Raw genomic sequence first — 8168 nt, 5'->3', positions numbered from 1 at the left:
TCTTGCTGGAATTAGCGAAGGAAACATGCACCAGCAGTAGGTGAAGCATCAACCAGATAATCCGATGAGATGCCGGTCTGTCTCACTCTCATGCAAAGGTAAGATCAACCATTTAATCCGCTTACCCAAGAAAAAAAGCCATAGCGATTCGGTTGTCGCTGTCGTCTTTGATATGTGAATGGTTGTGCTGGTGCATTAAGACTCACCTATTTATTGCTGATAACAACTTAGTTGGTTTGACTAACGGCTTCATTCAATTGTTTTAAAATACCACAGTGCTCTACCGTGCGCTTCGAGTTGCAGCTAAGACGTAAAGCCTTTAGTTGTTTATTAAGCTGCGTTAAATCCGCTATGCGACGTTCTACCTGCTCGATATGCTGTTCAATCATCTGATTAACATCATCACACTGCGACATTGGCGAGTCATTCAAACTCAGTAACTGACGAATTTCTGCCAAACTCAGATCTAAACTCCGGCAGTGTTTAATAAATAGCAACCGCTCGATATCAGCGTGATCGTAGAGGCGGAAATTACCATCGCTACGTAATTTCGCCGCAAGAAGCTGCTCCTTTTCATAGTGACGGATGGTTTGCACAGAACAGCCAGAGATTTTTGCCAGCTCTCCAATCTTGATCATCTCGATACTGCCTATTGACTCTATAGTAACTACAGAGTTTAAACTAGGTTTCATATCAACCCAAGGTTTATCGGTTATGAATGCAAAATGCTGTTCCAATGATAAGTGTAGCGAAACGGGCAACAGTGAAAATAGCGCCGTTGATGCACCTGATAAGCATGCAAAATATGCCTACCTTAGTGAATTTAGGGTGCCTAAAATGGACTGCCCTGCCGAAGAGCGTTTATCCGTATGGCGCTGGAAACAGTTGAGCCCGGTGTTCTGTTACAGTTTGATATCCGACAAAGGCAGGTTCGCGTTTTTCACACGGTGAATGCCAATGAAATTACAACAAAAATGCACAGCTTAGGGCTGGGCGCATCGCTGACAAAGACCGGGCCGGTGAAACCCGAAGAGGTAACGCAGGCCAGACAATCCACAGCATCAGGTTCGCTGCGTGAGGAGTTAATTTTAAAATAGTTGCTGGGCATTAACGCGGTGATGTTTGCAGTAGAGTTTGTGACCGGTTGGCTGGCTCAATCAACCGGGTTAATAGCCGACTCTTTGGATATGTTTGCCGATGCAGCGGTATACGGGGTTGCGCTATACGCAGTCGGGCGTAGTAGCAAGGTTCAATTAAACGCCGCACAGCTTGCCGGCTGGCTGCAATTAATTTTAGCTTTTGGGGTGATCAGTGAGGTGATACGGCGCTACCTGTTTGGTAACGAGTCAGTGTCGACGTTGATGTTAATTATGGGCGCTATTGCTTTGGTTGCTAATGTGATCTGTCTTTCGTTAATTCATCAACAAAAAGAAAGCGGCGCGCATATGAAAGCCAGTTGGATTTTCTCTGCAAATGACGTTATCGCAAATGCTGGGGTGATTTTGGCCGGATTATTAGTCACCTGGACCGGGTCACGCTATCCGGATCTGGTAATAGGGTTCATCATTGGATTAGTTGTACTCAATGGTGCGCGCAGGATTTACAGCTAAAAGCGTAGCTTGTTGTTAAGTCGCAATAGCGCTACCATAGCGCTAACTTACTGAGGGATTTATGTTGGGTCGTACATCAGGCTTATTATTACTGTTGCTGATTATGCTGAATCATGCCGTGATGGCCTGTGATGCGTTAGTTATGCATTTGCCTGATCATGCCCATGCCTACACTGACCTGCAACATGAACACTGCCACTCAGATACCCTTTTCGACGTAAGCAGTGAGCAAGTCACTGCACATAACGTTGCAGATAACTCTGAGCATGATGCCGACGAACACAGTAATCATGCTCATGTGACCTGCTATATCGCTTTTTTTCAGAGCATGGAACTGCTTAACTTCCTTGACAGTGTTATAGCCGCTACCCAACCAGGGTTAAACCTCATTAGCTATCGCCCACCGGTGCCGCCGCCAAATATCTGATCCTGCTTGTTTATCTTTTTTTATTAACGATTAACTTTCAGGAGCATACCCATGCGTATGACACTAATGCTGCCAGCAATACTGGCGGCGGTATTTTGCGCGCTTCCGCTACGTGCAGAGCCGCAAGCACTGACATTACAACAGGCAATAGATAAAACGCTGCAACACAACCCTCAGCTGCATCAGTTTAAATTTACGCAACAGCGTCTGTTTGCAGAGCGTGATTTGCAAAGCCTTAAACCCGGTTATCAACTCGGTGTAGAGCTTGAGAATGTTGCGGGCACCGGAGAGGCCAGAGGGCTGGCCGGTGCTGAGCTGACAATCGCCTTATCTTCCGTGATAGAGCTGGATAATAAAGCCCAATGGCGCGCTGCGGTAGTAGACGCCAGGCTCAATACTCTTAAATGGCAGCAACAGGCGCAAACCCTGGATGTGCTGGCAGAGCTTACCCGCAATTATATTAATCTATTGGCCAGCCAGCAGGAATTGACACTGACAGAAGAGGCCGTAGCGCTCTCAGAAGCCCTGCTGCAAAGCGCTGAAAAACGTGCTGCCAGCGGTGCCTTGTCAGATGCTGAAATCATGCGGGCAAAGGCGCAACTGGCTCAGGTTCAGATCGGGCGGGACGCCCTGTTGCAGCGCATTGAGCGGCAAAAAATAGCCATAGCACGTTTTTGGGGTGATACCAGCGCCAACTTTAACGTTGTGGCAGGTAACTTGTTTGCTTTTGGCCAAAGCCGCCCTTTTGCAGAGCTGTATCAGCGGCTGCAACAATCGCCGGCGTTAACCATTTTTGCCTCTGAACGTCGGTTAAAAGACGCTGAAGTGCGACTGGCACAAAGCCAGAATCGCGCCGATCTGAGTTGGCAGGTAGGGGTAAGACGCTATCAGGCCAGTGATGATACAAGCCTTACCTTTGGTATCTCAGTGCCGTTATTTGCTGAACGTCGCAATAGTGCAGCCATCGGAGCTGCGCTGGCAGAGCGAAACAATGTCGAGTATCGACAGCAGGATAGCTTACTGATCCTGCATGAACGCTTGTTTGATGCGTACTCGCAACGACAGCAATTTATTACCAGTCACCAACAGTTGGCGCAGTACGTGATCCCCAACCTGGAACAAGCGCTGGATCTTACGCGTGATGCATACCAGCGCGGGCGCTCAAATTATCAGGATTGGCTTAATGCCCAGCAAGAATTGTTGCAGGCAAAAAGACACTTACTGGAAACCGCCACTGCGGTGCTATTGAGCCAGGCGACGATTGAACAGCTTACCGCCGAGCCGGTAACGCAGTAACTGACAAGATTATTGCCCCGCTGCCGCACTTCATTAACTGTGCGACGTGGCAAACAGAACATACAGGAAGATAGCATTATGAAACCACATGTAACACTGGCAATGTTTATTGCAGCCTGGCTGATGCCGATGCATGTAATGGCCGCCAATGAGCAAGAACAAGCTCACGTCCATGCCAAAGAACAAGCGGTAAAGCCGCAATCTGACACTAAGAAAAATGAAGAGCACGAAGAACATGAAGAACATGAAGAACACAATGAGCATGAAGGGCACGACGAAAACGACGAGAATGAACACAACGAAACCCTAAGCAGCCGCATTAGTGATGATATGGCTACGGCGGTTAATATTGTCACAGACCGTGCTGACAGCCAGCGATTACGCCAACATCAGATTGTTTATGGCAAGCTTAGCGCTGACCCAAACCGCATCAGCCATGTTAATGCCCGTTTTCCCGGTATTCTTACCTCGGTGAAATTCTCGCTGGGTGACAGCGTAAAAGCAGGCGATGTACTGGCCGTTGTTGAGTCAAATGAGAGCTTAAATACCTATGCCATTAAAGCACCAATTGACGGCGTTATTATTCAGCGCAGCGCCAATGTTGGTGAGGTCGCACAGCAGCAGACGCTATTCAGCATTGCTGATTTTGGCAGCCTGTGGGCAGATTTTCGCCTGTACCCGTCACAACAAGTTGCTGTCGCGACAGGACAAAACGTGGTCATTCTGGCCGCTGACACTGAGATTAACGGCGTAATTGCACATATCATCCCGTCATTAACCCAGCCCTATCAACTGGCCAGAGTTAAGCTGGATAACCGTGACGGTAAACTGTCGCCCGGGCAATTAATCGAGGGTGCTGTAATAAGCGGTGAATTCAACGTTGAGCTTGCCGTTAAAAAATCGGCCATTCAAATACTGGACAATCAAAGCGGTGTCTTCGTGAAAAACAATACCGAATATGTCTTTACCCCATTGCAGCTTGGCCGTAGCGACATGGATTATGTCGAAGTGATTGCCGGTTTAAAGCCCGGCCAGTTGTATGTCACTACAAACAGCTATCTGTTAAAAGCGGATATTGAAAAATCTGAAGCCGAGCATGATGATTAAGGGGGCACTATGATTGAATCCATGTTGCGCCTGGCTATTGCGAGGCGGTATCTATTTTTAACGCTGACACTGTTGATTATTGCCATTGGTAGCTGGAGCTACCAACAGTTACCGATTGATGCAGTGCCGGATATTACTAACGTTCAGGTGCAAATAAACACGGCGGCGCCAGGTTATTCGCCACTTGAAGCAGAGCAGCGTATTACCTATCCGGTAGAAACTGCCCTGTATGGCTTACCCAATTTAAGTTATACCCGCTCATTGTCACGCTATGGCTTGTCACAGGTAACGGTGGTGTTTGAAGAAGGCACGGACATCTACTTTGCCCGCAATTTAATCAACACCCGTTTGGGCGCTATCAAGGATATGTTGCCTGAGGGCATAGAGCCTGAAATGGGCCCTATTTCAACCGGTCTTGGTGAAATCTTTATGTATACGGTGCAGGCCAAGCCGGGCGCGCTGCAACAAAATGGTTCACCTTACGATGCCATGGCACTGCGGGAAATCCAGGACTGGATAATAAAACCTCAGCTGGCACAGGTTAAAGGTGTGGTGGAGGTAAACAGTATTGGTGGCTACAACAAGCAATACCATGTGTTACCCGATCCACTGAAACTGCTTAATTATGGCCTGAGTATTAAGGATGTTGAACTGGCCCTGCAAGCCAACAATGACAACCGGGGTGCCGGTTATATTGAACGTGAGGGCATGCAACTGCTGGTACGCTCGCCCGGTCAGTTAACCTCTCTGGATGACATTGCTAATGTCATTATTACGCAATACGACACCATACCGGTAAAGCTGAGTGACGTTGCCGATGTTGCCATTGGCAAAGAGCTGCGAACCGGTGCGGCAACCCAGGATGGTAAAGAAGCGGTGCTGGGTACAGCCATGATGTTAATTGGTGAAAACTCACGCACAGTGGCACGCGATGTCGCGCAAAAGCTGGAGCAGATCAAAAGTTCTCTGCCAGAGGGTGTTATTGCTGAAGCCGTATATGATCGCACCACCTTAGTGGATAAAGCCATTGCAACCGTCAGTAAAAACCTGCTGGAAGGCGCATTACTGGTGATCGTAGTGTTGTTTATCCTGCTGGGCAACCTGCGGGCGGCGTTAATCACTGCGGCGGTGATCCCGCTATCAATGCTGATGACCATTACCGGCATGGTACAAGCCGGCGTTTCTGCCAACCTGATGAGCCTGGGTGCGCTGGATTTTGGCTTAATTGTTGATGGTACGGTGATTATTGTCGAAAATGCGGTTCGACGCTTGGCGCAGGCACAACACAACGGCAGTATCCAACCGCTGAAAGAGCGCTTAAATACAGTGTATCTGGCAACTGCAGAGGTTATCCGGCCCAGTTTGTTCGGTGTGGCCATTATTACTATCGTGTATATTCCTATTTTTTCGCTGACCGGTGTCGAAGGTAAAATGTTTCATCCTATGGCAGCGACTGTGGTGATGGCCCTGTTATCCGCTATGGTGTTGTCGCTGACCATTGTGCCTGCCGCTGTGGCGGTGTTCTTAAATGGTAAAATCAGTGAAAAAGAAAGTGCGGTCATAAGAGGCGCTAAAACCCTGTACGCACCGCTATTAGCGCTGGCACTGAAATTTCGCTGGCTGGTGATTGGTTTGGCCAGTGCTCTGGTTGGTGTGTGTCTGTGGTTGGCGACCACGTTGGGGGCAGAGTTTGTGCCTCAGCTTGATGAGGGCGATATCGCTTTACATGCCATGCGTATTCCGGGCACCGGGTTAGAACAAGCCGTTGCAATGCAGGAAATTCTGGAGCAGAAGATCAAAACCTTTGCTGAGGTTGATAAAGTGTTTGCCAGAATTGGTACGGCAGAAGTGGCGACCGATCCGATGCCACCCAATGTGGCTGACAACTTTGTGATATTAAAGCCGCGCAGTGAATGGCCCAATCCGGATAAAACCAAAGCCCAATTGGTCACTGAAATGGAAGCTGCTTTGGCGACATTGCCTGGCAATAACTATGAATTTACCCAACCTATTCAGATGCGTTTTAATGAACTGATTTCCGGTGTACGGGCAGATCTGGGTATTAAGGTATTTGGTGATGATTTAGATCAGCTGGTTACAAGCGCTAATCAAATTCTGCAAGCCGTCAACAAGGTGCAAGGTGCTGCGGATACTAAAGTGGAACAAGTCACTGGTTTGCCAACCTTGTCGGTGATCCCCAACCGAACTGCGCTTGCCCGTTACGGCTTAAATGTGGTTGAACTACAGGATTGGGTAGCAGCGGCAATTGGTGGTACGTCGGCCGGTATTCTGTATGAAGGTGACAGACGCTTTGAGCTGATAGTGCGCTTGCCGGAAACCCTGCGTCGCGATCTGGACAAACTGGCAGTGTTGCCGGTGCCATTGCCAAATGGGGACTTTGTGCCGTTACAAGAAGTGGCTACCTTAGATTTATCGCCTGCGCCGGCACAAATTAGTCGTGAAAATGGCAAACGCCGGGTAGTGGTAACCGCGAATGTGCGTGGGCGAGACCTTGGCAGTTTTGTAGAAGAGGTAAAGGCCCAAATCAACCGCGACGTTGCATTACCAGCCGGTTACTGGCTGGATTATGGCGGTACTTTTGAGCAATTGGAGTCAGCAAGTCAGCGCCTTAGCATCGTGGTGCCTGTTACGTTGCTGCTGATTTTAGGTATTCTGGTGATGGCTTTTGCGTCATTAAAAGATGCGCTGATTATCTTCAGCGGTGTGCCGTTGGCGCTTACCGGTGGCGTGCTGGCCTTGTATTTGAGGGGTATGCCTTTATCAATCTCTGCTGGCATTGGCTTTATCGCCTTATCAGGCGTAGCGGTGCTGAACGGCCTGGTCATGCTGAGCTTTATTCGCGATCTCTGGCGTGAGAAAGGTGACTTGCTGTTAGCGATAACGGAAGGCGCGCTTACCCGGTTGCGCCCTGTGCTAATGACCGCTTTGGTCGCGAGCCTCGGTTTTGTGCCGATGGCGATTAATATTGGCACCGGTGCTGAAGTGCAGCGCCCGCTGGCGACAGTGGTGATTGGCGGTATTATTTCGTCAACCTTGCTGACATTGTTGGTATTGCCCGTGTTATATCATTGGGTGCACAAAAACGATAACCGCAAACAGCAAACGGAATAATCATTAACCTGCTTCGCTGCAGCATTGGGCTGCAGCGAAGAACGTTTTGGCAATAGTATGGGTGTTTATGCTAATACGATTAAAACGATAACCGCGTAAATAGTCAGGCGTATTAAGACGTCCCGCCAAATGGGGCTGTCAGCTAGCAAGGGTTGCAAGTCAGTTGGCAAGGGCACTGGCTTTAAAGCAGAGATATTCGCGCCTCCAGGATTTCCCCTTGGAACCCAACCAAATATAAAACCCGGAACCGTTGCTATCAAACGGACGATCTGACCAATAACCTCGCGATTATCATTGCGTTTAAGCCCAATTCGTAACATCTGCCAGTGCGTCGCTATATGCGGTATAAAATATCTCTGCCCTAAAATATGCGCTCTTTCAAGAGACTTAAACGCATTGTCTAAATCATTGATTTCTTCAGCCTCCTGGGCTGAGCGTATGCTGAGTTGGTACTCATATTTAATTTTTTTGGGTATACGGATTTAATGGTTGATGGGGCACCTTCACCCCATCAATCTGATACCACCCTCAGATGGTTGATAGATCGACTCCGTAGTTGAGTTCCTCTGCGAAGTCCGGCAGTCCGTAACCGATGG

The 8168-nt window shown here is 48.7% G+C and carries 6 protein-coding genes and 1 pseudogene; 5 read left to right on the top strand and 2 right to left on the bottom strand.

Annotated features, from left to right (window positions below; all coding sequences use genetic code 11):
• Nucleotides 1-227: 227 nt before the first annotated feature.
• Complete coding sequence (gene cadR, locus CWE15_RS11860) at nucleotides 228-638, bottom strand: Cd(II)/Pb(II)-responsive transcriptional regulator (RefSeq protein WP_425289089.1); 411 nt, start codon at nucleotides 636-638, stop codon at nucleotides 228-230.
• Between the two features lie 76 nt (nucleotides 639-714).
• Here cadR and CWE15_RS11855 point away from each other — a divergent pair.
• From CWE15_RS11855 to CWE15_RS11835, 5 genes and pseudogenes are all read left to right on the top strand, one after another.
• Nucleotides 715-1610 (top strand): annotated as a pseudogene (locus CWE15_RS11855) (cation efflux transmembrane domain-containing protein).
• 61 nt (nucleotides 1611-1671) lie between these two features.
• Nucleotides 1672-2037, top strand: a complete 366-nt coding sequence (locus tag CWE15_RS11850) for a cobalt transporter (protein WP_126758292.1) — start codon at nucleotides 1672-1674, stop codon at nucleotides 2035-2037.
• Nucleotides 2038-2088: 51 nt separating this feature from the next.
• A complete protein-coding gene (locus CWE15_RS11845) occupies nucleotides 2089-3333 on the top strand; it encodes a TolC family protein (protein ID WP_126758291.1) in 1245 nt (414 codons plus the stop codon).
• A 78-nt stretch (nucleotides 3334-3411) separates the two neighbouring features.
• On the top strand, nucleotides 3412-4440 hold the full coding sequence (locus tag CWE15_RS11840; RefSeq protein WP_126758290.1) for an efflux RND transporter periplasmic adaptor subunit: 1029 nt from the start codon (nucleotides 3412-3414) through the stop codon (nucleotides 4438-4440).
• Between the two features lie 9 nt (nucleotides 4441-4449).
• The gene (locus tag CWE15_RS11835) at nucleotides 4450-7572 is read left to right on the top strand and encodes an efflux RND transporter permease subunit (protein WP_092593994.1); all 3123 of its coding nucleotides are present in this window, start codon (nucleotides 4450-4452) and stop codon (nucleotides 7570-7572) included.
• A 65-nt stretch (nucleotides 7573-7637) separates the two neighbouring features.
• Here the strand turns inward: CWE15_RS11835 and CWE15_RS11830 are convergent, their stop codons facing one another.
• Nucleotides 7638-8036, bottom strand: a complete 399-nt coding sequence (locus CWE15_RS11830; protein WP_267888211.1) for a DUF3703 domain-containing protein — start codon at nucleotides 8034-8036, stop codon at nucleotides 7638-7640.
• Nucleotides 8037-8168: the final 132 nt, after the last annotated feature.

Source organism: Aliidiomarina taiwanensis, assembly GCF_003987015.1.
GTDB classification, from domain to species: domain Bacteria; phylum Pseudomonadota; class Gammaproteobacteria; order Enterobacterales; family Alteromonadaceae; genus Aliidiomarina; species Aliidiomarina taiwanensis.
The sequence above is the reverse complement of the archived record's forward strand: the minus strand, read 5'-3'. Positions and strand labels throughout refer to the sequence as shown.

Excerpts from the sequence above, each read along its gene's own strand:
- cadR (WP_425289089.1), bottom strand. The coding sequence starts at position 638 with ATGATCAAGATTGGAGAGCTGGCAAAAATCTCTGGCTGTTCTGTGCAA.
- CWE15_RS11850 (WP_126758292.1), top strand. The coding sequence starts at position 1,672 with ATGTTGGGTCGTACATCAGGCTTATTATTACTGTTGCTGATTATGCTG.
- CWE15_RS11845 (WP_126758291.1), top strand. The coding sequence starts at position 2,089 with ATGCGTATGACACTAATGCTGCCAGCAATACTGGCGGCGGTATTTTGC.
- CWE15_RS11840 (WP_126758290.1), top strand. The coding sequence starts at position 3,412 with ATGAAACCACATGTAACACTGGCAATGTTTATTGCAGCCTGGCTGATG.
- CWE15_RS11835 (WP_092593994.1), top strand. The coding sequence starts at position 4,450 with ATGATTGAATCCATGTTGCGCCTGGCTATTGCGAGGCGGTATCTATTT.